A 22,483-nucleotide genomic window follows, 5' to 3' on the forward strand; every position below is an offset into this window, starting at 1 on the left:
GCCACGGCCACGAGGGTCAGGCGGCAGCGTCGTCGGCAGCCGTGGTTTCGGGTGTGGTGGCGGCGCGTTCAACGAGTCGGCCTTGGTCGAAGCGGGCTCCAGCGCGGACGAGGGCAACCAGGTGCGGTGCGTTCACTGCGCGCCAGCGAGTTTGGGCGGCTTGGATGAGTTTGAACGCCATAGCGATCCCCGCCGCCCGTGATCCGGGACCTTTGGTTACCTTGGTGCGCAACCGGACGGTAGCGAAAGTGGACTCGATCGGGTTCGTCGTCCGCAGGTGCACCCAGTGCTCGGCGGGGTAGTCGTAGAACGCCAGCAGTACATCGAGATCGTCGGTGATTTTCGCGGCCGCTTTGGGCCACTTAGCGGCGTAGTCGGCGACGAACACCCGCGCGGCCTTCTCGGCGTGCTCGCGGTCTTGCGCGTTCCAGATCTCCGTCAGCGCGGCTTTCGCGCTGCGCTGCACCGACTTCGGCAAAGCGTTGATAACATTGGCGATCTTATGGAACCAACACCGCTGCTCCCGAGTTTCGGGGAACACCTCGCGTAAGGCCGCCCAGAACCCGAGCGCGCCGTCACCGACCGCCAGCACCGGTGAGCGCATCCCACGGCGCTTGCAGCTGCGGAGAAGATCGAGCCAGGACTGCGTGGATTCTCGGTACCCGTCATCGAGCGCGATGAGCTCCTTCGAACCATCAGCACGCACCCCGATCAGCACCAGCAGACACACCTTCTCCTGCGCCAGTCGGACTTTGAGGTGGATGCCGTCAGCCCACACATACACGTAATCCGTCTCGGCCAGCGATCGAGTGCCGAACGCTGCTGCTTCGGCCTGCCAGTCCCGGGTCAGCCTGGTGATCGTGGCAGGTGAAAGCCCTGCACTGGTCCCGAGGAACTGCGTGAGCGCCGGGGTGAAATCGCTGGTCGAAAGACCATGCAGATACAGCAGCGGCAACACCTCCGCCACCTGCGTGGACTTGCGAGCCCACGCAGGCAGAATCGACGAAGAAAAACGCCGCCGCTCGCCCGTGACCTCATCCACACGTTTGTCGTTGACCCGCGGCGCCTTCACCGGCACCGCTCCCGCTGCCGTCACCACCTCCCGGGCCGCATGATGGCCGTTACGGACCACCAGCCGCCGCCCCGCCTCATCAACCTCCCCGGCACACGAAGCCACGTAGGCAGCGACCTCTGCCTCCAACGCCGCCGCCAGCATCCGCCGCGCACCGTCCCGGACAATCTCATCCAACAACGACCGCGGCGCCTCCGAGTCGCCGGTCTCGCCGGAGCCGTCGCGCTTATTCTCCACCACCGCGAGCACGGGCATGCCCTTCCCGCCAGCCATGACGAGCTGGACTTGATCAGATTCCTGCGACCTCGCAAATCATCCTCCGGGAAGACACACTTCCCGGGGTGATCGGGAGTGTCAGATTTTCGGTGTAAGTGGCGTTGTTAGCCCTGGTCTCGGTTGAGGCCGGGGATGCGGTCGGCGAAGGTGATCGCGAACGCGTTCAGGGCGGGTTTCCAGCGGGCCGCCCACCGGTTCTGGCCCCGACCGGACGGATCGAGCGCCCTGGTCACAAGGTACAGCGTTTTCAACGCTGCCTGCTCGGTCGGGAAATGCCCGCGGGCTTTGACTGCCCGCCGGTACCTGGCATTGAGACTCTCGATGGCGTTGGTGGAGTAGAGCACCCGCCGGACTTCGATGTTGTAGTCCAGGAACGGAATGAACTCGTCCCAGGCATTGCGCCAGAGCCGGATCATCGTCGGATACTTCTGCCCCCAGGTGTCGTCGAGAGCGTCCAGAGCTGCCTCTGCGGCGGTGGCGTCGATGGCGGTGTAGATCGGCTTGAGATCGCGTTTGAGAGTGTCCCAGTGCTGGCGAGGCACGTACTTGAAGCTGTTGCGCAGCAGATGAATCACGCAGGTCTGCACGATCGTCTCCGGCCAGACCGCGGCCACCGACGCCGGCAAGCCCTTCAATCCGTCACAGACGAGGAAGAACACGTCGTTCACGCCGCGGCTTTTGAGGCTGCTCAGCACCGCGTACCAGAACTTCGCCGACTCCCCGCCGCCTTCGCCGGCCCAGATCCCTAGGACATCCTTGTGCCCGTCGAGATCAACGCCGATCGCCGCGTAAAACGGCCGGTTAGCGACTTGCCCGTCGCGGACCTTGATGTGCAGGGCATCGATGAACACCGCGACATAGATCGGCTCCAGCGGCCGGTTGAACCAGCCGGTCATCTCCTCGACGATCTTGTCCGTAATCCGGGAGATCGTGTCCTTGCTAATCGAGGCGCCGTAGATCTGATCGAAATGCGCGACGATATCGCCGCTGGTCAGCCCCCTCGCAGCGAGGGATAAGACGATCTCATCAACCCCATTCAGACGACGTTGATGCTTGGCGACGATCTTCGGATCAAACGAGCCCTCCCGATCGCGTGGCACCTCAATCTCGATCGGCCCGACGGTCTCGGTGATCACTGTCTTCGTCCTGGCACCGTTGCGGGAGTTCCCGCTTCCTCGACCCTCGATGTGGTGTTTGTCGTAGCCCAGGTGCTCGGTGATCTCCTCATCGAGGGCGGTCTCGAGCATCGTCTTCGTCAACGCCCGCAGCATCCCCGGCGCGCTCATCGACGCGCCCTGCTCCCGGGCCTGCGCGACGAGCTCCCGCGCGAGCTGCAGCTCCTGCTCAGTTGGTTGCCTGCCATCGTCCATGACATGCAGTGTCTCGGTCATCAGACCCTCTTTCCCACCAACCAGCTCTGGTCAGCGAGTCGGGCCACTTACACCGAAATTCCGATACTCCCGGGTGATCCACAGGTTCTGATCATTGCTCTCGTCGTGATACCAGAGTCGCACAGGCAGAGACCGTGCATCAGTCCAGGTTGTAGCTGAATTTCTACCTGGTCCAGTAGGGGCCTCCTGGCAGGGCCTGCAGAGAATCTCGCTGGGAGGGCGCAGTCAGGTAATCGATCGGTTGCTCGGCTCGCCGTAGGCCTTCAGCGATGGTTGTCGGCGTGTAGCTCGGTCCGACGAGTTCCCCGATCCATCGTCGGTCGGTGGCGACCATGTCCTTGCTGAGGCTTTCGATGAGTGCCCGGACGGTGGGGTTCGGTACGTCGGCCACGCGCGCTGCGATCTGCCCGACGAGCGTTTGAGGGACGAGTGGTACTCGAATGGAGGGTCTTTCGAGGTTGTTGGCGGCGAGATAGCGTGCGATGAGGTCAGGGTAAGGCAGTTGTTCCCCTCCGCCGATATCGAAGTACCTGTTACTGCCAGCGCTCGGAGCGGTCAGTGCGCCGGTGATAGCGGCGACGAGGTCGGCGACGGCAAGAGGCTCTACCAGGTGGTTCATCCAGTCCGGTAGCACGGTGACAGGTAACCGCCGTGCCAGTTGACTCATCAGGGAGTAGCTGGTGGATCCGGCGCCGATGATCATCGCCGCGCGCAGGGTGATCGTTGTCCCGTGGGTCTGGTTGAGTATCTGTTCGACCTCCAGTCGCGACTGGAGGTGGTCGGAGAGATCGTCTCCCGCGGTGTCGGGGATGATCCCGGAGACGTACACAAGCCGGTCGATTCCCACAGTGTCTGCGGCGGCACGGACTGCGGTGGCGGCCTGGCGATCAGTGTCTTGGAAGGCATCGCCAGCCATGCCGTGGACGAGGTAGATAAGTGCATCCAGGTCTTTAGTGAGGGCTGATCGGACGGACTCGTCATCGAGGACGTCCAACGGGCGGGCGGTGACCTGTTCGCGCCACCAGAATCGATCCAGCTTGGCTGGTGTGCGAGCGGCGGCGACTACCTCGTGACCCGCTTCAAGAAGTAGGGGGATAGTTCTACTCGCGATATAGCCTGAAGCTCCGACCACCAAAATCCTCATGCAACACTCTAAGCTGCCGGACATGGGCATGCCGGACCTAAAAGGTGACCGCGCACGATGGGCGGCGGTGTTGGCCGTTGTGATCGCCGTGGTCGGGGCGGTATTGCTGCGGGCCACCTTCGCCGCCACGAGCAGCGGCGGCCCTTTGCCGCCGGTTAGCGCAGCTGTCGCAGCAACATGGCTGATTGGGGGGATAGTGGTCGTTGCGGCCGCCAGCACGACGCGCCCGCCCGACACCACCGAACCATCGGTCCGTTTCCTGCTGCGGGCGTTGCGTCAGCCGCCCACGCGGATGCAGGGGTTCCCGGTGGCGGCGGCAGTCGCCGTGGGCTTGGCGTTCGCTATCGTCTGCGTCATCGGGGCACTCACTCTGTTGCGGTTTCCCTGGACGGCGCAATGGGTGTCCGCAGCGCTCACTACCGCGCGCGGTGACGCGGCCATCGTGTTCAGTGTCGCTCTCGCGACGGGGGCGGCGGAGGAAGTCTTTTTCCGGATTGGACTGCGGTCGGTGCTCCCGGCACGTTGGTATGTCCTTGCATCCACCGTCATCTACGGTGTGGTCACCGCGGCAACCGGCAACGGCGCACTGGTCATAGCCTCAATCCTACTGGGTCTCGTTGCAGCACAGATGTATTACTGGTTCCCCCGTTGGTACGTCCCGGTCATCATCCACGCGCTCTGGACAGTCGGTGTCATCGGAATATTCCCAACGCTGAGCAGCTACTAGACCGCCCCTGTGACGATGCGCTCACGGTTGATCAATCTGGTCCCTTCGCCATCTGCCCTCTTTCAGGACGATGTTATGTGCCAGTGGTATTTGATGTGATGCGCTTTCGAGGATATGCATCAGGTATCCGGCAGTGTTGGTGAAGGCGATCAGGTCGCCCACGGCTACGCCTTCGGGGAAGGTGATTCTGCGGCGTGTGATCAGCTCGGCTTCGATGCAGTAGGCCCCGACGAGGAATCCGGAGATGGGTGGCGTGGGTGCGCGCTCCGGTGCTGGGATCAAGATTGGGTCGAGGATGAAGTCGTCGGCGGCGGAGCGTAGCTGGGTTCTGTTCATGGCTAGTCCGATCAGCCAAGTGCCGTCGGATCGTTGTTTGCGGAACTCGACTCTCGCCACAGTGAGGCCGCACCCGTCAAGGAGGCAGCGTCCAGGTTCGGCGTGGAGGCGGATGCCGGCGTCGGCGATGCGCTGTGCGAGGCCTGGTGCGCTTAGAACTGATGCGAGCCAGGCGCCTCGCACTAGCTCCTGCCACATGGGATAGACGTTCTCGGGCGCCTTGGCTGCCCAAAAGGCGGACAGATCACTAGATTTGGTGGACTGCTGATACGCATCCCAGGTAGCCGGTGTGTCGAGGTAGCGCATGGGAATGCCGCCCCCGATGTCGATGAAGGTGGGCCGGTGTTGCTGATGGCGGGCAGTGGCTATCAGGTCGAGCGCCTGTGCGAGAGCCTCGCTTCGATGCTCGGCACTATAGCCGTGCAAATGAAAATGGAACCCAGACAGGGCGAGTTGGCCTGGGAAGTTGTTTAAGATCTCGCGGATCTGCTCCTGGGCCATCCCGAACCGACTGGGGGCGGCGCCGGGAAGCTCCGCTGCGATCCGGAGGGCCACCGGAACGTCTTCCCGGTGCTTGCACTCTGCGATGACTCGGACCAGCGCAGCGAGCTCGTCGCCGTTATCGATAGAGATCACAACGCCGGAGTTCACAGCCAGCTTTAGTAGCGCATTGGGTTTGACAGCGGCGGTCAGGATGATCCGGTCAGGCTGAGGATTGAAGGCCAATACTTGTCGCAGTTCCTGCTCAGAAGCGACGTCGATGCCGTGCCCGGCAGCGAGAGCAGCCTCGACAAGGGCCAGTGCCTTGTTCGCCTTGCGAGCGAAGTACACCCGCAGGTCGACCCGCGCTTCCTGCGCCGCTGCAATGAGCTCTCCGGCGTGCCCGGCGAGCGGAGCCGGGTTGATGACGTTCACCGGTGAGCCGTGCTCTTCGATCAGCTGGTGCAGGGTTGCCCAATCGCGAAGCAGGTCGACCTGCCATCGCACGAGACGCCCAGGGACTGCGGGTTCACCGTGCGCGCGGAAGCGCAGCTGGGCGTTAGCTGAAACGGAGTTCTCGGGCATTTGCTGTTGTCCTCCTAGGTGCGTCTTAGCTGGGCAGCCCACCGATGAAGGTGAGGGTGCAATACGTGATTGAGAGTGTCGGTGCCCAGTACCACCCCTTCGACCGAGCGGCCGAACACGGCCAATCCTTCAATGCGTTCGCCGCCGACAAGGACGGTTGCGTCGAGGTCGATCGCCACTGCGTCTCGATCGGTCGCGCGTTCGATAAGGCCTTGCTCGCGGAGCGAATGCCACAACGAATCCGTCGAGTCGGGCAGCCCCGCTGGGGCAAGAACCGCATCGATCACCAGATCAGCCCTCGGTGGTGTCGTGCCGGCGTCGATGGACAGGACGCCGGCGTGCACGAGTGCGAGCATCTTCTCGGCGTTGATAGCGGGCGGACCGAAGGCGAGTGGCTCCATCGCCTGGCAAAGCTTCGAGAAGTTGGTCCAGCCCTCCGGCGGAGCACCACCGGACTGCTGCAAGCGCAGGTGACGTTCGATGAGGTGCGGGTAAAGCGCCTTCCACGCCTGCCCCTGAGCCCACAGCAGGTCGGGCGGGCGCGCTCCGTGCGCGATAAGTAGATCACGCTCGAGCCACGCTCTTGGGTCATCGGTGCGACGAGTTTCGTCACCGCCAATGCGGACCAGGATCTGCGCCGCAGCATCATTCACGACGAGCGCCGTGTCCTCAGTGGCGAGCTGCTTGGCACGGGTCCGCGCTATCGCCGGAAGCCAACGCATGCTGTTGAGCACTGCGCGGTCTGTCTTGGCGCACATGAGCCGTCCGGTTCGCGAAAACCAGTGAATACGTTGGGGACTGTCCGGACTCGGCTGGTAGGCAACTTCGTGCGGGCGCCCAGGCACTGCGGTAAATCGCCCGCCGCTTCCCTGGGTGCAGGCAAGAGTTGCGTCAATTGCGCTCAGTGCGGCTCCGCGGATCGCCACAGACTCCGGGAGAGGGCCGCCTGCGTATGTCTGGGGATATGCGGGGGCCGCTGCTTGTAGTTGGCCCGACCATGTCGCCGCGTGCCCCGTGACGAGCAGTACTGCGTCGACCGTATGGTGTTGTGCCCCCGCATGAACGACCCAACCCGAGTCGGTAGAGGTCAGATTGTGAGCACGTTCGCCAATGTGAGTGACCGTGGGAAAACGCCGGGCAGCGCTGGTCGCGGCCTCGACTAGGTAGCGGCCGGCGAGTGCACGGGGCGGAAACAAGTGGTCAGCGTAGGGATGGTGTACCCGAAGCCAGTCCACGAACCGGGGCGAGGTGGTGGTGGCTGGGAGAATGGCATCGGCCGCGACGTTGAGGAGGTTCCACTCAGGTTGCTGCGGGTCGTAGGCCCACCCAGGGCCTATCGCGCTGTGTGGCTCGAAGATTATGAGCTCGGGGAGGTCGTGTTCGCACTCGGCGATGAGCGACTCCATCGCGGCCACACACCGAGGACCGCCGCCGACGATGCCCACTCTCAACGCAACGCCCCCCATGTGCCGGGAGCAGCCTGCACGCGGGCGGTCAACTCCGCAGCATCGCAGCCGAGTTCGGTCTGAACCCACGAGTCACTGTAGACAGTGTCGAGATAGCGTTCGCCACCATCGTGGAGCACCATGCAGATGCTCTCGTCGCGATCGACATCGAAATGCTCCACGGCCGCAACAACCGCGCCGCCTGAGGCTCCAGCGAGGTAGCCTTCTCGCTGGACGAGACGTCGGCACCCGACCACGCTGTCGAGGGCGGAAACCTTGATTACTTGATCCGGAGCAGCTGAGGCGGCGAGTGCAGGCGCAACGCCGGCTCCGAAGCCGGGAAGGGCGCGGCAACCACGGTCTCCGTCGAACAGCACGCTGCCCACTGCGTCAACAGCGACGAACCGGGTGTCCAGGCTGTGTTCCTTCGCGTACCGCATGCAACCTTGCAGCGTTCCAGTCGTACTCGTAGCGACCACCAGCACATCAGGCGGCCCCGAAGGGGACTCGGCGATCTCGCGCATTGTTCCCTCGGCGTGCGCACGAATGTTGGCTACGTTCGCGTACTGATTTGGCCACCAGGCGTGAACCCCCGTCTCAGCCATCTCCCGGACGATCTGTTCTACAGCAGTTATGCGAGCCTGCAGAAAGTCACCGGATACCGGATCAGGCTGTTCCACATCGACAATGTGGCCGCCATAGGCACTGATGAGAGCACGTGTGGAGCGGTTAGTCCTCGGGTCGACCACGCAGGTAAACGACAGCCCCAGCGTCAAACACTGCTGTGCCAGCGCCACACCTAAGTTGCCTGAACTCGACTCAACAACATGATCGCCGCGACGTAAATCCCCCGATTCGAACCCGCTGCGAAGTAGTGCTCGCGCGGTTCTGTCCTTCGCGGAACCAGAAGGGTTGAAGCTCTCAAGTTTGGCCGAGAGATACGTCGGCGACGGCGCGAGGAGATGTGCAAAGCGGACGAGTGGGGTAGCGCGCGGAAGCGCGCTAAGCGCGTGACCAGTGACCTGTCTGATGCAACTAAGTATTGCAGGTGGTGGCAACTGCTGCGCGGGGGCCCTGGGCTCTGCTCGGCCGGTCATGGTGACGGACGGCTACCGAAGTTCGCATCGAAAGTATTGACGGCGACGGTTAGGACTGGCAGTCGTATCGCCGTGGGTGGCGCACTGCTTGTCGTTGCTGTTGCGACTGTGACGACGGCGGCTGGTGCCGTGGCCACCCGGTTTCTCCCACCGATGTGGCCGGTGGACGCGCCTGGGGCACAACTGTCGTCTAGCCTCCGCTATGCTTCGCGGCGTCACGCACCTGTACCAGGGGTGGGCCTCGGCTCTGGGTGCAATGGCCGAGTCGTGTGTCTGCTCGACTGGCGGTGGCGGGCACTTCTTGGTTTGGTCCTCGGACACGCGCTCTACAACGTCGTTTTCGCCGGCCTACTGTTTCCTGGCGGATCCGCAGCCACTATCTACGCGGTAATGCTCAGTGTCGCTGTGGCTGCTGTCGCCGCTCTGCTCCTAACGCCTGCACGCAATGGCGATGCTCGGTCACAGTGATGGTCCGTCGTGCGAGGCACCTGGTGTTTCAGGGCTGCGCCGGTGCGATTGGACGGCGGGTGGTGTAGCCGTACCACCACTCACGCCACCACTCTCGCCGCTCCTCCCGGTCGCTGTCCGTCCAAGGCTGGCGTTGAGAGCGCTGCGGCCGCGGATGCTCCGGGCGGGTGCAGGGAGTAGCTCGAGGCCGTGTTCGTCGCGGATGTATTCGGCGAACCCGGGCAATCCGAAGGTCAGCATGCCCCGTCCGGCCTCGGTGATGACGCCTGCCTCGAGTAGCTCGTCGCGGGTTGTTGATAGGCCTGTGCTCGACACTCCCAGCTGCTGGGCGATCGCCGCTCGCGGGACCGGCCCGTTGCCCAGCTGCGCCATCGTCATCACGAACTCCTGCTGCGCGGGCGTCGATGCACGGTCTAGCCGCGCTTCATAGATCTGCTGCATCGACCTATCCACCAACGCCTGTCCATGCTCCACATGCTCGACTGTGATGAGTGCGCCTGGATCGGGTCGGCCTGCGGCCGCCCACGTGTGTTCACCGATCAGCTGCACCGTGTACGGGTAGCCATCGGCGATAGCTACTGCTCTGCGCAGCGCTTCCGGCGTCCACTGCACGCCACGCTGCTGCGCCGGCGCTGCCAAGGCGATCGCCGCGGCATCGTCACTGAGTCCACCGAGGGTGCGGTAGTCGAAGCGCTCCGCGTTCATCACCGCCTTGTTGATCACCGCAGTACTCGTCGGTAGGCCGGCCCCGAACAGCGCCACCGGAAGATCCGGGCGCCGAGCCTGGAGGTTCTGCCACGTGTAGCTCAACGTCCGCAGGCTCGCCGGATCGCCCTGCTGGATCTCGTCGACGAACACCACCACACCGCCGGGTCGCTGCTTGCGCACCTTGTCCCGGACCTCAGTGAGCAGGTCCTGCAGGTCCCAGGTGTCGACCGGCCCCTCCCCCTCCCGCTCACGCGCACGAGGCGCCACCGTCGCCTCCGCCGACCCCACTCCCGGTACCGACAGTCCGAACTTCACCGTCAACCGCTCACTGAGCCGGCCCCGCTCACCGCCACGGTCGCCAGTCACGTCCGCTACCGCCCGCTCAGCCGACCGCGCGATCGCCGACAGCAACGACCCCTCCCCCGCCACGACCCACACCGACAGCGCGTTGAACTGCTGCTCAGCCATCGTCTCCGCAGCCCGCAACATCGACGTCTTACCCAGCCCCCGCGGCCCACGGTCGATCCGAATCCGCGGCACCAGCGACTGCGTCGCAGCCATGAACGACAACCGCTCCTGATAGTCCGCCAACTCCTGGTCCCGACCAGGCACCTGACGCGCGATCGCGCCAGGCGTGTACGGACTCGGCTGCACCATGCTCGACCACCCACCAGATAGATTCAGATAAAACAGGCCAATTATCTAGAACTATCTGACCACGGGAAACAGGCTCCGACAACAGCTGTGCACGGGAGCCGAAGGGTAGCCTCTGCCGCATCTATCGAACGCCCGTGCTACCGTGACCGTAGGCCTGGCGGGGACGTAGGGAAGACGAACCCGCCAGGCTATAACTATATCCGCAGGCCATGCGGACTATTGACGACAAGATCGCCTCCCGCGTTACCATGAAAGCATGTTCGATCCGAGGGTGTGGCACGAGCGGAATCCGCCCCGCCCCGTGCGCGTCGACATCAGCAAGGCGTTCCCGAACCTCGCCCGCGCCGCCACCCGCGCGGACCGGCTACCGCTATGGCTCCGCAGCGCCGGCGTCCGGCTCGAACTCACCATGGATGGAGAAGTCCTCGGCGTCTGCCGCCTCATCGACGGGCAATGGCTCATCAACGTCCGGATCCGGCCGCGCATCGGTGGCGACGGGGTAGCCAGCATGCCCCTCTGGGTCCAGGAGTCCGCAGTCGAGGCCTGGCCCTCCGGCCGAGGCAACGACCGCCCAACGGGAGCGGATCGCGCCTCGCGGCACAGCTGAGTAGCGCACAGCACTGCGGTGTATTGCACCGCATTGCGCTGCACTGCGCTGCAATACAGCGACGTGCGGCCCTTCGAGTGGTATGAGTGCAGTACAAGGCGGTGCGGTGCACTGTTGCGTCATGTATTGCAGTGCGTTGCGCTGTATTGCGCCGCAATACACCGGAACGTATTGCGGTGCGTCGTATTGTGTCGTACTGTTACGCCATGCAGTGATTCGCACTGCATCGCGTCACATCACATCTCACAGTTAGGCACTGCAACGAATCGCACCTACATGCATGACACTGCAGAGCATCGCGACGCAACGCCGTGTCACGCATGCGAACGCACTGCACTCCGATACAGTGCAATCACTCGAAAGGACCGGTGTATGACCAGCTCAACGCCCGTTTATGCCATTGCGAACCAGAAGGGCGGCGTCGGCAAGTCCGCCACCGTGCTAGGCCTCGCCGGCGCAATCTCGCACGCAGGCGGTCGAGCCCTCCTCATTGACCTGGACCCGCAGGCCAACATCACAACAGGGCTCGGGGTCGAGGTCGAGGAGGACACGCCCACGATGGCGGACCTCCTGGCCGAATACGCCGAAGGCTCGGCTCTGGACATCCGGGTTAAGACGCCCTGGCCGGGCATCGACCTCCTGCCTGCCGACCTCGGGCTCGCCAACCGCGACACCGACGGAGCGCCGGATGTGCCGTATCGGCTTCGCGCAGCGTTCGAGAACGTCGACCTCAGCGAGTACGACGCGGTCCTGATCGACTGCCCGCCGAGCCTCGGGCGACTGCTGCTCAACGGCCTCTACTACGCCGACGGGATGATCCTTGCCACGGAAGCCATGGTCGACAGCGTGCGGGGGATCGAGAACATCGTGAAGACCTCCAACTTCGTCCAGAAGCAGGTCAACACCAAGCTGGCGATTAAGGCCATCGTGATCACCCGCCGAGAGAAGAACGGCGAGCAGGACTTCCGCGAAAGCGAACTCCGCGAGTCGTACGGAAGCCTCCCCGACGGTGGTCTGGTTGCCCGAACCGTCACCCCGAAGCGCGCCGCATGGGGCGACGCGCACGGAACCGGGCAGTCCGTGTTCAACCTCCGCGGCGACGGACCCATGGCACTCCAGATCGCGTTCACCGACCTCGCCACCGAACTCGACCTGATCCGCACCAAGTAGAAGGAGAAGCCCATGCCACCGATCGAGCGCAAGAAGGTCACCAAGCGCCACGAGCAGCACCCGGCGGAGGCGCTCGCCGCGCCCGGCCCGGCCGAGCCGGCTGCTGCCCCCGCGGCGCCGGAACAGCCGCCCGTCGCGCCGGCTCCGCGACCTGCCTCCGCTCCTGTCCGGGCTGCAGGGGAGGAGGTGCCCCCGGCTGCGGAGCCGAAGGTCCCGTCCTCGTTCCGTCTACCCCGGACGCTGCTCGATCGACTGGACGCCGGCGCGGTGAAGATTCCCGCGATCCTCGGGAGGCGCGTGTCCAAGAACCAGCTCGTCGAGAACGCGCTCGACGAGTACCTGAGCCGCTACGGCCTGTAGCGGGTGCATTGCAGTGCAATACACTGCACTGCAATACACGTGGGTGCGTGAATCGCGGCTCTCTACCGCCGGGCGTCTAGGGGAGTTGCTCCAGCAGCCCGCCGCGATCATCCGCGTACGCCAGCGCGTCGGCTTCCTCGGCGGCCCCTGTGACCTGCCAAGTCGCGTGAAATTCCGCCACGAAAACTGAGACACGACAAGTTCGTTGCCGATCACCCGCTCTGAGCGTTATTACACATGGTTTGGTTGCGGTAGCTCGCGGGAATTTCTATTCCCGCAGCCAAACTGGACACTATGCAGGTCAAAGCGAATTTGGTACCGTCAGGGGCATGAACATGCACGTCAGCACCCGGAAGGCGCCGCCGGCCGCCGCCGCGGCGACGTGCCCATGGTGTGGGTCGAGCGTGGCCACCACGGCGTGGCCCGGCGAGACCGAGCGCGTTTACGCCGACCATCCGCTGCCGGCACCGCACGGCCGCCTGCGCTGCCCGGCGTCCGGGCTCACCCGGTCCGAGGTCGAACCGCCCGGCGGTCCGCGGTGACCGCACCGTCGGACGACTTCACGTCACGTGACGCCACAGTCGTGCGCAGCACGCCGGGCGACGCGGTGGCGTTGCCGCCGGAGATCGTCGCGCGCATGGCGGAGGTCGTCGAGCACGCGCAGGCGTCCGGTACCAGCCAGGCGTACCACGCCGCCTGGGTCCGGTTCGAGGACTGGTGCACCCGCCACGGCTACACCGCCCTGCCGGCGCGACCCGAGGTGATCGCCGCCTACCTCGTGGTCGCCCGGGACACCGTGACCCAGGCGGGGAGGCGCGCGTACGCGCCGTCGACGCTGAGCAAGTGGGTCAGCGCGATCGCCGATCGGCACCGCCGCGCCGGCATCACCGACCTGCCGACCCGGCACGAGCTCGTCCGCGCCACCCTCGCCGGGATCAAGCGCGAGTACGCGACCGCGGGGGAGAGGCCCCGCCAGCCCCGCGCCCCGCTGCTCACCGACGATGTCATGGACCTGGTCACCACGGCCCGCGAGCAGGTGCTCGGCTGGGCTGACGCCGTCGTCGAGCGGCGCGATAGCGCCCTCCTGCTCGTCGGTCTCACGACCAGCATCCGTCGGTCCGAGCTGGTCGCCCTTGTAGGCGACGACGTGGAGCTGCACCGCGCGGACGGCCTGCACGTCACTGTCACGCGGTCGAAGACCGACCAGGAAGGCGAAGGACGCCTGCACCCCGCGCCGCGCGCCGAAGACCCCCGACGTTGCCCGGCATGCGCCGCGGTCCGCTGGGCCGAGGTCGTCGCCGCCAGCGACCGCTACGGCCGCCGCGGCGTGATCCGCCTGCTCACCGGAGCACCGTCGCTGGAGGCGACCGGGCACGTGTGCGCCAGCACCGACCAGCTCGTCGGCCGCTGGGTCGCCGCCCGGCGGCCGTTCTTCCGGTCGATCCGCCGCAACGGGCTCGTGGGCGAGCAGGCCCTCGCGGCGTCGTCCGTGCACGCCATCGTGCGGCGCCGCGCCGAGCGCGCTGGCATCGACCCCGCCGTCGTCGAGCAGCTCGGCGCGCACAGCCTGCGCTCCGGGCATGTCTCCCAGGCCCTGCGCAACGGCGCCACCTTCGAGGAGGTCATGGCCCAGACTGGTCACACCAACGTCGCCACTGTCCTGCGGTACCGACACGAAACAGCGCCCCTCGTCGCGAACTCCGTCACGAAACTCGGCCTATGAACACGGTGGACGACCTCGGAGTGCGCGAGCGCGCTGTCTGGACGCTCTGGAGCGACTGGTGCGCGGCCATCGACGAGCCCGCGATGCCTACCCCACCCGTAGCGCTGGCCCGGTTCATCGCCGCCAACCCCGCGGCACCTCGCACGCAACGCCGCCGAGTCGCCGTCATCAACGGAGTGCACCGTCGCGCCGGCCACCGCCCGCCGGGCATAGCCGAAGAGGTGCGCGAGGCGATCGACGTCACGCGGGCGGCGCGGCGGCGGCACCTCATCGACCTCGCGGTCGACGTCGCGGCGCACCTGCCCGACGGGTGGCCCGCCGCACTATTCGCTCGCCGCGACGCGCTGCTCCTGGTGCTCGCCACCAGCGGAATCGGCCCGACCGCGCTGTCCCGGCTCACCGCCGGCGCACTCTACGTCGACGACGAGACCGACGAGCTCCGCATCACCGCCGCGGGTGGCGAAGAGTTCACCACGGCGCCCGACCTCCAGAACGCTGGCGTCTCGCCGGCCGCCGTGCTCGAGGCGTGGTTGCGCCTGCGCGCCCTGCAGCACCACGTCCCGAGCCCGAGCATCACCGCTACCGCCCTGCGCGGAGAACCGGTCCCTGCCGTGCCGGCCGTGCCGGACGGTGCGCCGATGTTCACCCCACTCGACGGATGGGGCGCGCCGCCGCTCGACACCACCACACACCTCAGCGCCAGCGCGATCGGAGCACTGCTCCGTGCCCTCCTCGCGGGCGGTGCTCCCGCTCACCGCCACATCGCTCCCCGGCCCACGCCGGCCGGCGAACCCGCTGCGACGGAGTACCCCGAGCCGGCGCCGCTCGACCCTAGTAGTTGGGACCGCGGCCTGGCCGCGCGCCGCGCCGCACAGGGCACCCTCGCCGACGTCGATGACGTGCTCGACGATGTCGATGCCCGAGCGGGCAAGCTCCTCGAGGAGCTCCTCCAGCTGCTCGACGACGCAACCGCACCCTGACGGGAACCGATCGGCGCGCTGGCGCGTCCAATTCATGTGACCAACGAACTGTACGCCCGCGCCCTCGATGCCCTTCTGGCCGCAGAATCTGGCCGATTCGACCCCGAAGTCGCGGAGAGACCAGACCTCGACGCCCAGATCATCGACGCCATTCGCGCATCCACGCCCCCGTTGAACCAGACACATTGAACCGCTGGAATATTCACTGATTCAGAGGGTGCGAGTGTCTGGTTTCGTTGTCTGCATTTCGGTTCCATAAACAGGCGTACTTTCCAGACGATTGCGGACCGATACTCGCCAATCAGTACCAATAAGGTACCACAAGTGGTACTATTGCGGTACTGATTGAGAGGAGGCGGCATGCCCGCTATGAACGTGGAGTTCACCGAAGACGAGCTGGCAGCAGTCCGTTCGGCTGCAAGCGACGCCGGATCGTCGATGCGAGCTTTCGCGAAGCAAGCGATCCTGGACAAGGCGCGCAATCGGGAGGGGCTGGTCCGAGCAATCGCCGCTCGCACAGCTGAGCGCTCCGCCGAGCTGAATCGGCGGCTTGCGTGACCGACTTCCCTACGGCCGATGAGGTTCTGATCGCCGCGGAGTACGCATGCGGATTCAGGCCGATCTCTGGCGACCCCGGGCTGTTCGAGTCGTCGATCATGCGCGCATCGGCCACAGTGTTCGGACAAGACGCCTACCCGAGCGTGTGGGATAAGGCGGCCGCCCTGCTGCACTCTCTCGTCACGACCCAGGCACTCGCCGACGGCAACAAGCGAACCGGATGGGCGGGCTGCTGGCTACTGCTGGGGCTCAACGGATACAGCGTGTCCAACACCCTGGACCCGGATGCTGCGGAACAGTTCGTGCTCGCGATCGCTGCGAACGAACTCACCTGGGAGCAGATCTCCGCACGGCTCCCCGAGTTCGCTGCGGCTGGGCAAGAATCCAATTAACGAAGAATTGGAGACGAGATGCAGAAGTTAGTGGGCTTTACTGTCGCAGCTGCGGTGGCGTTCGTTCTCTACGCGCTTCTCACGTATGTGTGGGCTGATAATGGGCGCAGCGTGTCTGGTGTCCTTGTGCAAGCGGCTGTGTTCACTGCCATCTGGTCGGTCCTGATGGGGATCGGGAGCTGGGTTAGTAGCCGATCACGCCGCGCGGCCCTAAGACGACGAGAGGACTCGCAAGTCTGAAATACGAAGGAGCAGCGCTGATGCCGAAGACGATCCCGAGCGTGAACCAGCTCAAGAAGGCCATCGACCCGGAGGTGTGGAAGGTGCGCTACGAAGACCTGCCCAACATCGGTGCTCAGTGGTCGTGGGAGCGCCGACGCGACTCCTCGACCAAGGCCGCTGAGCGTGTGCACCCGCTGCTTTCCGCGCGGGCGTAGTCCAGAATCCGAACGAAGGGAACAAATGTGAAAGGCGATAAAGATCGTAGTCCAGCGTTGCTGGACAGGGCACCTGATGAGCGCTTCGAGACCCCCTCGGCGTTAGGCGTAGGCCCACATCTTGGGTGGGAAGTAGGGACCAACCGACCAGTGTTCTTCTCGCCGGGAGCCTGGTTTCGCGCCGGAATCCTTTCTGCGGCCACTGTGGGGATGGACCCCATAGCTCGTGGCTGCTTTTCGTTTGCAGATGCCCCGCCCGTGACGAGCTTGGGGCTTTACGAACCGGGCCCTATACCCTCAACTGCGTTCGCCACGTCGATCGTAGATCCCGTCGATGATCGCGCCCGCGTAACGCTCGTTGGGTCGGCGCCATACGCGGACGAGTTCGTGCTCACCGTTCGCGGATCGGACACGCCTATACGGTTCCGCATCGGTCTGCCTACGGTCTGAAGTACGAAGGAGATCGACGTGACGAACATCGAGGACACCGTGCAGCTCGACGAGGCCGGGCAGTACGACCCGGCTGCCGAGACCGCGCTGAGCACCGACGAGGTCACGCTGCTGAGGCTGCGTACCGACGGCCCGCGCGGCGTGCTCGCCGTGGACCTTCTCGCGCGCGGTGAGGACGACACGCTGATCTGCGTGACCAAGCCCGGTCCCGGAGAGTTCTGGGGGCGGTTCTTCATTGGCACCGGTTCGCCGCTGCGCGAAGTGAAGGTCCACATGATGGACGGACGCTGGGGCCGGCTCATCGAGACCGCTGAGGGCGACTTCACCACGCCCGAGCCCTTGGGGCCTCACGGTGCCCGCTTCGCGGGACGCCCCTTCACGCTGATGGATGCCAAGGGGCTCGACGGCGTGCCCACCCCCGCAGGCCTGGTCCTGCGGTAGTCCACTAAACGAACCTGCTGGCCGAAAGGCTGCTGAGCGGATGCTGTGGAGCAATCCGCATCTGCAGGTGAAGTCAAACGCGGATCGAGGAATAGTCAAATCCTGTGGATTGCCTAGTGTTAGCGAAGGTGCGTGCCGGCGAGGTTGGTGACGGTGGTCTTGGTGTGGTCGGCCCAGGCTGCCAGGACGGCCGTGACGGCGAGAGCGGTGCCGTAGAGGGTGGTGTGGCCGCCGTGGGCCGCGATGATTTTGCCGTGGCTGAGGTGGGCTTTGTTCTTGCGGGCCAGGGCGAGGAGGTCGATGGCGGCGCGTTCTCCGTGCCATCGTGGGGGTCGGATGACGATAGTTGCTGCCGCGGTTTTGTTGATGCCTGCCGGTGGTGTGGTGAGCCAGGAATCGAGGAGCTGGGCGCCGACGCCGATGACGCCGGCGACTGTGGCTTTGCCGTCGGGTGATTCCGGGGGGACGGTTTCGAGGATCCCTTCAGCGAGGTCGAGATTGTCGGTATCGATGGATTCGGCGAGCAGCCGGAGGGTGGAGGTGCACCAGCTGCGTTGCTCACCGGTCGGGGTGGCGAGCGTGTGGTTGTGACGTGCGACGGCGCGGTCGAGGGCCGCTTGCAGGGTCGCCAGGTCGGTGTCGAGGGCATCGGCGGTGATGTCGATGCCGTCCTCGGCGAGCAGCGGTGCCAACTCACGCAGCATCTGATCGGCCATGCCGGGCATCCACTCGATGGTGGGGCCATCGGTGAGGGGCTGGCCGAACGCACCGAACAATGCATCCGGGTCGAGGTCCCCGAGATCGCCGCGCGGCTGCCAGGGGCGGCCGGCGTTCCCGCCAGGAACGTGGTCGTCGGGGAAGCGGTCTTGCCGGTCGTGGCCCATACTGTCGATCATGGCACGGCCGCAGCGGGGCAGCCACGGCCACGAGGGTCAGGCGGCAGCGTCGTCGGCAGCCGTGGTTTCGGGTGTGGTGGCGGCGCGTTCAACGAGTCGGCCTTGGTCGAAGCGGGCTCCAGCGCGGACGAGGGCAACCAGGTGCGGTGCGTTCACTGCGCGCCAGCGAGTTTGGGCGGCTTGGATGAGTTTGAACGCCATAGCGATCCCCGCCGCCCGTGATCCGGGACCTTTGGTTACCTTGGTGCGCAACCGGACGGTAGCGAAAGTGGACTCGATCGGGTTCGTCGTCCGCAGGTGCACCCAGTGCTCGGCGGGGTAGTCGTAGAACGCCAGCAGTACATCGAGATCGTCGGTGATTTTCGCGGCCGCTTTGGGCCACTTAGCGGCGTAGTCGGCGACGAACACCCGCGCGGCCTTCTCGGCGTGCTCGCGGTCTTGCGCGTTCCAGATCTCCGTCAGCGCGGCTTTCGCGCTGCGCTGCACCGACTTCGGCAAAGCGTTGATAACATTGGCGATCTTATGGAACCAACACCGCTGCTCCCGAGTTTCGGGGAACACCTCGCGTAAGGCCGCCCAGAACCCGAGCGCGCCGTCACCGACCGCCAGCACCGGTGAGCGCATCCCACGGCGCTTGCAGCTGCGGAGAAGATCGAGCCAGGACTGCGTGGATTCTCGGTACCCGTCATCGAGCGCGATGAGCTCCTTCGAACCATCAGCACGCACCCCGATCAGCACCAGCAGACACACCTTCTCCTGCGCCAGTCGGACTTTGAGGTGGATGCCGTCAGCCCACACATACACGTAATCCGTCTCGGCCAGCGATCGAGTGCCGAACGCTGCTGCTTCGGCCTGCCAGTCCCGGGTCAGCCTGGTGATCGTGGCAGGTGAAAGCCCTGCACTGGTCCCGAGGAACTGCGTGAGCGCCGGGGTGAAATCGCTGGTCGAAAGACCATGCAGATACAGCAGCGGCAACACCTCCGCCACCTGCGTGGACTTGCGAGCCCACGCAGGCAGAATCGACGAAGAAAAACGCCGCCGCTCGCCCGTGACCTCATCCACACGTTTGTCGTTGACCCGCGGCGCCTTCACCGGCACCGCTCCCGCTGCCGTCACCACCTCCCGGGCCGCATGATGGCCGTTACGGACCACCAGCCGCCGCCCCGCCTCATCAACCTCCCCGGCACACGAAGCCACGTAGGCAGCGACCTCTGCCTCCAACGCCGCCGCCAGCATCCGCCGCGCACCGTCCCGGACAATCTCATCCAACAACGACCGCGGCGCCTCCGAGTCGCCGGTCTCGCCGGAGCCGTCGCGCTTATTCTCCACCACCGCGAGCACGGGCATGCCCTTCCCGCCAGCCATGACGAGCTGGACTTGATCAGATTCCTGCGACCTCGCAAATCATCCTCCGGGAAGACACACTTCCCGGGGTGATCCACAGGTTCTGATCATTGCTCCGTTTCACTCTGTAGCGGACGGTGTTCTGTAGTGGAGCGGTGTTCGTCTGCGTCAGTGTTATCTGAGCTGTAGCGGACGGTGGTGCGGGTGGTCAGTCGTTGCTGAGCTGTGCTTTCCAGTCGTCTCCGTCGGGGCGGCTCTCGCCGCGGGCTGTGCGGTGGCGTGTGCGTTCCTGAGCGAACCAGGCTTCGACCTAGGGCGGCAGCACAGTGACTCCGTCAAGCGCGTCGACACCTACGCCACCGCCCTGCACCACGGAATGACCGTCGACGGCCTCTCCGAGCTGGACCTGTCCTACACCCCGCCCCTCGGGTCCCCGTGGGACGCTGTGCAGGTCGCCGCCCAGAACTGGGGCCGCGAGCACCAGCTGCAGCACCAACGCAGCGCTCTTACGTTCAATCGGTAGTCATTCCTTCCGACGACAGCGATCATTGACACACCTGACGAGGTCGCAGTCGTAAGGAGGATCCACTGCAACGGGTGCCGCTCGACACCCACGGATGAAACTTCCCTTACGAGAGGGTAGGGTGTGGTGCAGCTTGCGCGGACGAACCCGCGCCGTCACCGCCCATCCGTCGCACCTCTGCTCTGCAGTGCCGTGCGACCGATTCATGGAGGATCCCCGATCTCGATGGCAGTACAGACACGTGCGAAAGAGGCCGTGCAGGGCAGCGATGTCGTTGCGGCGCTACGGAGCCCGAAACGTCTCGAAACCGAGTCCCTCGCCGGTCTCGTCGTCGCATTGGCGCTGATTCCGGAGGCGATCTCGTTCTCGATCATCGCCGGCGTCGACCCGCGGGTCGGCCTGTTCGCCTCCTTCACGATGGCAGTGACGATCGCGATCGTCGGGGGCCGCCCGGCGATGATCTCGGCCGCGACCGGCGCCATCGCCCTGGTCGTCGCGCCGATCGCCCGTGAGCATGGGCTGGACTACCTGCTGGCGACGGTGATCCTCGCCGGCATTTTGCAGGTCGTGCTCAGCGCACTGGGGGTGGCGAAGCTGATGCGGTTCATCCCCCGGTCGGTGATGGTCGGCTTCGTCAACGCCCTGGCGATCCTGATCTTCCTGGCCCAGGTGCCCCACATGACGGACGTGCCGTGGCTGGTGTATCCGATGATCGCCGCAGGCTTGGTCATCATGGTCGGTCTGCCCAAGCTGTCGAACGCGGTGCCCGCACCCCTGGTGGCGATCGTGCTGCTCACCGCCGTGACCATGGCCTTCGGGCTGGGAGTGCCGAACGTCGGCGACGAGGGCGAGCTGCCGAGCACCTTGCCGCAGTGGCTCATCCCCGATGTCCCGCACAACCTGGAGACCCTGAAGTTGATCGCCCCGTACGCGATCGCGATGGCCCTGGTCGGCCTGCTCGAATCGTTGATGACCGCCAAGCTCGTTGACGACATCACCGACACCCACTCCGATAAGACCCGCGAGGGCTGGGGGCAGGGCGTCGCGAACGTCGTCACCGGATTCTTCGGCGGCATGGGCGGCTGCGCGATGATCGGCCAGACCATGATCAACGTCAAGAGCTCCGGTGCGCGGACCCGGATCTCGACCTTCCTCGCCGGCCTGTTCCTGCTGATCCTCGTCGTCGGGCTCGGAGACCTGGTGGCGCAGATCCCGATGGCCGCACTGGTCGCGGTGATGGTGATGGTCGCCGTCGGCACCTTCGACTGGCACAGCATCGCCCCGGCGACACTGCGGCGGATGCCGCGCAGCGAGACCGCAGTCATGATCGTCACCGTCGTGATCACCGTCGCCACCCACAACCTCGCCTACGGCGTGATCGGCGGCGTCATCGTCGCGACCCTGCTGTTCGTCCGCCGCGTCGCGCACTTCACCGAGGTCACTCCCGCCGTCGCGTCCGACGATGCGGGCACCCGCACCTACCGTGTGCGAGGCGAATTGTTCTTTGCCTCCAGCAACGACCTAGTCTACCAGTTCGACTACGTCGACGACCCCGAGCACGTGATCGTCGACCTCTCGGATACGCACGTGTGGGACGCCTCCACCGTCGCGGCGCTCGACGCGATCGAGACCAAGTACCGCAACAAGGGCAAGACGGTCGAGTTCGTCGGCCTCAACCCGGCATCCGCGGAGCGGCACGGCAGGCTCAGCGGCCATCTCGGCGGCGAACACTAGGCTCACGATCATGGCTGACGAACCCGAAGGCGGCCGGCTGCTGCAGATCGGCCAGGTCGCCGAAGCAACTGGACTGTCGCTGAAGACGATCCGGCACTATGACGAGATGGGGCTGGTCGTCCCGTCCGAACGCAGTCCCGGGGGCTTTCGCCTCTACACCGCGGCCGATGTCGGCCGGCTGCTGGTGATCCGCCGCATGAAACCCCTCGGCTTCACTCTGGAGCAGATGCGGGACCTGCTCGCCGCCCTCGACACCCTCGCCGCCCTCGACACCCTCGCCGACCCGGCGGCAACGACAGCGGTGCGGGCCGACGCCACGGCGTTCGTCGACCAATGCTCCGACGCCGCGCAGCAGCGCTGCGCCGAACTCCGCGCCCAGTTGGCGATCGCCGAGGAGTTCGCGAACACACTCACCGCCCTCGCCGGCCGCCACTGACCCACAAGCTCGGCGCGTGACCGCGCGGCCGACCGGGGTGAGCCGC

At 65.5% G+C, this 22,483-nt stretch carries 22 protein-coding genes and 2 pseudogenes; 14 read left to right on the plus strand and 10 right to left on the minus strand.

Translation table 11 applies throughout. The features are described 5' to 3' along the window. Positions 1 to 16: 16 nt before the first annotated feature. The 3 genes from TPAU_RS21405 to TPAU_RS21415 all read right to left on the minus strand — a co-directional run bounded on the left by TPAU_RS21405 (position 17) and on the right by TPAU_RS21415 (position 3,883). The gene (locus TPAU_RS21405) at positions 17 to 1,321 is read right to left on the minus strand and encodes an IS256 family transposase (RefSeq protein ID WP_041944585.1); all 1,305 of its coding nucleotides are present in this window, start codon (positions 1,319 to 1,321) and stop codon (positions 17 to 19) included. Positions 1,322 to 1,452: 131 nt separating this feature from the next. Continuing rightward, entirely contained in the window at positions 1,453 to 2,718 is a 1,266-nt protein-coding gene (locus TPAU_RS21410; protein WP_245537922.1) for an IS256 family transposase, read from the minus strand. Positions 2,719 to 2,902: 184 nt separating this feature from the next. After that, on the minus strand, positions 2,903 to 3,883 hold the full coding sequence (locus tag TPAU_RS21415) for an NAD(P)H-binding protein (RefSeq protein WP_013128836.1): 981 nt from the start codon (positions 3,881 to 3,883) through the stop codon (positions 2,903 to 2,905). Positions 3,884 to 3,905: 22 nt separating this feature from the next. On the opposite strand from TPAU_RS21415, the gene TPAU_RS22130 reads away from it, so the two are divergent. After that, complete coding sequence (locus tag TPAU_RS22130; RefSeq protein ID WP_160160299.1) at positions 3,906 to 4,610, plus strand: CPBP family intramembrane glutamic endopeptidase; 705 nt, start codon at positions 3,906 to 3,908, stop codon at positions 4,608 to 4,610. 21 nt (positions 4,611 to 4,631) lie between these two features. On the opposite strand, the gene TPAU_RS21425 is transcribed toward TPAU_RS22130, so the two are convergent. The 5 genes and pseudogenes from TPAU_RS21425 to TPAU_RS21440 form a co-directional block, all read right to left on the minus strand. Then, on the minus strand, positions 4,632 to 6,011 hold the full coding sequence (locus TPAU_RS21425; protein WP_013128838.1) for a type III PLP-dependent enzyme domain-containing protein: 1,380 nt from the start codon (positions 6,009 to 6,011) through the stop codon (positions 4,632 to 4,634). A gap of 14 nt (positions 6,012 to 6,025) precedes the next feature. Beyond that, positions 6,026 to 6,745: an FAD/NAD(P)-binding protein gene (locus TPAU_RS23660; RefSeq protein ID WP_245537959.1), complete on the minus strand. Its 720-nt coding sequence runs from the start codon at positions 6,743 to 6,745 to the stop codon at positions 6,026 to 6,028. Between the two features lie 285 nt (positions 6,746 to 7,030). Further along, positions 7,031 to 7,477 (minus strand): annotated as a pseudogene (locus TPAU_RS23850) (FAD/NAD(P)-binding protein); the annotation flags it as partial. Next, a complete protein-coding gene (locus TPAU_RS21435; protein WP_013128840.1) occupies positions 7,459 to 8,553 on the minus strand; it encodes a pyridoxal-phosphate dependent enzyme in 1,095 nt (364 codons plus the stop codon). The gene TPAU_RS21435 and the pseudogene TPAU_RS23850, both read right to left, overlap by 19 nt. Positions 8,554 to 9,012: 459 nt before the next feature. Then, positions 9,013 to 10,386 (minus strand): AAA family ATPase, encoded by a 1,374-nt coding sequence (locus TPAU_RS21440; protein ID WP_013128841.1) that lies wholly within the window; start codon positions 10,384 to 10,386, stop codon positions 9,013 to 9,015. Between the two features lie 256 nt (positions 10,387 to 10,642). On the opposite strand from TPAU_RS21440, the gene TPAU_RS21445 reads away from it, so the two are divergent. The 10 genes from TPAU_RS21445 (at position 10,643) to TPAU_RS21485 (ending at position 17,504) form a co-directional block, all read left to right on the plus strand. After that, the gene (locus TPAU_RS21445; RefSeq protein WP_013128842.1) at positions 10,643 to 10,993 is read left to right on the plus strand and encodes a hypothetical protein; all 351 of its coding nucleotides are present in this window, start codon (positions 10,643 to 10,645) and stop codon (positions 10,991 to 10,993) included. A 372-nt stretch (positions 10,994 to 11,365) separates the two neighbouring features. After that, positions 11,366 to 12,163 carry a ParA family protein gene (locus tag TPAU_RS21450; RefSeq protein ID WP_013128843.1) on the plus strand — a complete coding sequence of 266 codons (798 nt, stop codon included), beginning with the start codon at positions 11,366 to 11,368 and terminating at the stop codon, positions 12,161 to 12,163. A gap of 12 nt (positions 12,164 to 12,175) precedes the next feature. After that, on the plus strand, positions 12,176 to 12,523 hold the full coding sequence (locus TPAU_RS21455) for a hypothetical protein (protein WP_013128844.1): 348 nt from the start codon (positions 12,176 to 12,178) through the stop codon (positions 12,521 to 12,523). 329 nt (positions 12,524 to 12,852) lie between these two features. After that, a complete protein-coding gene (locus TPAU_RS22755; RefSeq protein WP_041945393.1) occupies positions 12,853 to 13,065 on the plus strand; it encodes a hypothetical protein in 213 nt (70 codons plus the stop codon). Beyond that, positions 13,062 to 14,246, plus strand: a complete 1,185-nt coding sequence (locus TPAU_RS21465; protein WP_013128845.1) for a tyrosine-type recombinase/integrase — start codon at positions 13,062 to 13,064, stop codon at positions 14,244 to 14,246. Before TPAU_RS22755 ends, TPAU_RS21465 begins: the two co-directional genes overlap by 4 nt. Then, the gene (locus TPAU_RS21470) at positions 14,243 to 15,226 is read left to right on the plus strand and encodes a hypothetical protein (RefSeq protein WP_013128846.1); all 984 of its coding nucleotides are present in this window, start codon (positions 14,243 to 14,245) and stop codon (positions 15,224 to 15,226) included. Before TPAU_RS21465 ends, TPAU_RS21470 begins: the two co-directional genes overlap by 4 nt. A gap of 360 nt (positions 15,227 to 15,586) precedes the next feature. Then, entirely contained in the window at positions 15,587 to 15,784 is a 198-nt protein-coding gene (locus TPAU_RS21475; RefSeq protein WP_013128847.1) for a hypothetical protein, read from the plus strand. Beyond that, a complete protein-coding gene (locus TPAU_RS21480; protein WP_013128848.1) occupies positions 15,781 to 16,176 on the plus strand; it encodes a type II toxin-antitoxin system death-on-curing family toxin in 396 nt (131 codons plus the stop codon). Before TPAU_RS21475 ends, TPAU_RS21480 begins: the two co-directional genes overlap by 4 nt. A 260-nt stretch (positions 16,177 to 16,436) precedes the next feature. Beyond that, complete coding sequence (locus TPAU_RS23280; RefSeq protein WP_013128849.1) at positions 16,437 to 16,613, plus strand: hypothetical protein; 177 nt, start codon at positions 16,437 to 16,439, stop codon at positions 16,611 to 16,613. Between the two features lie 468 nt (positions 16,614 to 17,081). Beyond that, positions 17,082 to 17,504 carry a hypothetical protein gene (locus TPAU_RS21485; RefSeq protein WP_013128850.1) on the plus strand — a complete coding sequence of 141 codons (423 nt, stop codon included), beginning with the start codon at positions 17,082 to 17,084 and terminating at the stop codon, positions 17,502 to 17,504. 119 nt (positions 17,505 to 17,623) lie between these two features. Here TPAU_RS21485 and TPAU_RS21490 read toward each other — a convergent pair whose 3' ends face one another. Together TPAU_RS21490 and TPAU_RS21495 are read right to left on the minus strand one after the other, a co-directional pair. Next, positions 17,624 to 18,388 carry a hypothetical protein gene (locus tag TPAU_RS21490; RefSeq protein ID WP_041944233.1) on the minus strand — a complete coding sequence of 255 codons (765 nt, stop codon included), beginning with the start codon at positions 18,386 to 18,388 and terminating at the stop codon, positions 17,624 to 17,626. 48 nt (positions 18,389 to 18,436) lie between these two features. Continuing rightward, positions 18,437 to 19,741: an IS256 family transposase gene (locus TPAU_RS21495; RefSeq protein ID WP_041944585.1), complete on the minus strand. Its 1,305-nt coding sequence runs from the start codon at positions 19,739 to 19,741 to the stop codon at positions 18,437 to 18,439. A gap of 337 nt (positions 19,742 to 20,078) precedes the next feature. On the opposite strand from TPAU_RS21495, the pseudogene TPAU_RS21500 reads away from it, so the two are divergent. The 3 genes and pseudogenes from TPAU_RS21500 to TPAU_RS21510 all read left to right on the plus strand — a co-directional run. Next, positions 20,079 to 20,267: pseudogene (locus TPAU_RS21500) on the plus strand (CoA-disulfide reductase); the annotation flags it as partial. Between the two features lie 225 nt (positions 20,268 to 20,492). After that, positions 20,493 to 22,001, plus strand: a complete 1,509-nt coding sequence (locus TPAU_RS21505; protein ID WP_013128851.1) for a SulP family inorganic anion transporter — start codon at positions 20,493 to 20,495, stop codon at positions 21,999 to 22,001. Between the two features lie 10 nt (positions 22,002 to 22,011). Continuing rightward, positions 22,012 to 22,437 carry a MerR family transcriptional regulator gene (locus tag TPAU_RS21510; RefSeq protein ID WP_013128852.1) on the plus strand — a complete coding sequence of 142 codons (426 nt, stop codon included), beginning with the start codon at positions 22,012 to 22,014 and terminating at the stop codon, positions 22,435 to 22,437. The last annotated feature ends 46 nt before the right edge of the window (positions 22,438 to 22,483 follow it).

Origin of the sequence: Tsukamurella paurometabola DSM 20162 (assembly GCF_000092225.1) — a bacterium.
GTDB lineage: Bacteria > Actinomycetota > Actinomycetes > Mycobacteriales > Mycobacteriaceae > Tsukamurella > Tsukamurella paurometabola.